This window comes from Dellaglioa sp. CoH-55-MRSF-9, from assembly GCF_056782155.1.
The window spans coordinates 1-517 of sequence record NZ_JBXAYG010000019.1 but is presented as its reverse complement, the minus strand read 5'-3'; the positions used below and the strand labels follow the sequence as shown (position 1 = coordinate 517).

Genomic DNA, 517 nt, shown 5'->3' with positions numbered 1-517 from the left:
TCTCCGTGCAGTTCGACGCGGATCGGGCACTGCGCGAGGCAGAAGAGGCGCAAGCGGAGATCGCGGTAGCGGAAGCGTCGATTCAGGCGCTGTCCGGCTCGTATGATCAGGCCCTCGCGGCGGTGATGGGGATGACGGACCTCGTAACGAAGTATGCGGACACCCCCTCCCCGCCGAACACGCACGTCCCGTCGCTGTTCGAGGTGGCAGCGGCGAAGCGGCGGGCGGAGATGCTCCGGGCCGACCGGCTCGATCAGGCTCGTGTGGAGGCGCGCACCGCGCACGAAACGTTCACGCGCGAGGAGAGCCGGTTCGCGGCGGCGATCGAGCACGCCGCCTCGGCCTCCCCCGACTCGCTGTTCGGAGATCTCCAGGAGTTCAGCACCGCCCTGGGAACGGTGACCGCGATCGAGAAGGTCACCGGGGCCGGCAGCGCCACGCTGATGTCGATGCTCAACAAGCTCCCACTCGACCAGTTCAAGGCGCTTCTGGCCGGCGACCCGGCACTGGCGCAGCA

1 protein-coding gene is annotated in these 517 nt (G+C 68.7%); it reads left to right on the top strand.

The features are described 5' to 3' along the window. Nucleotides 1–517, top strand: a 517-nt coding sequence (locus tag AC1RPV_RS07600) for a hypothetical protein (protein WP_481764177.1), incomplete at both ends; no start/stop codon positions are given.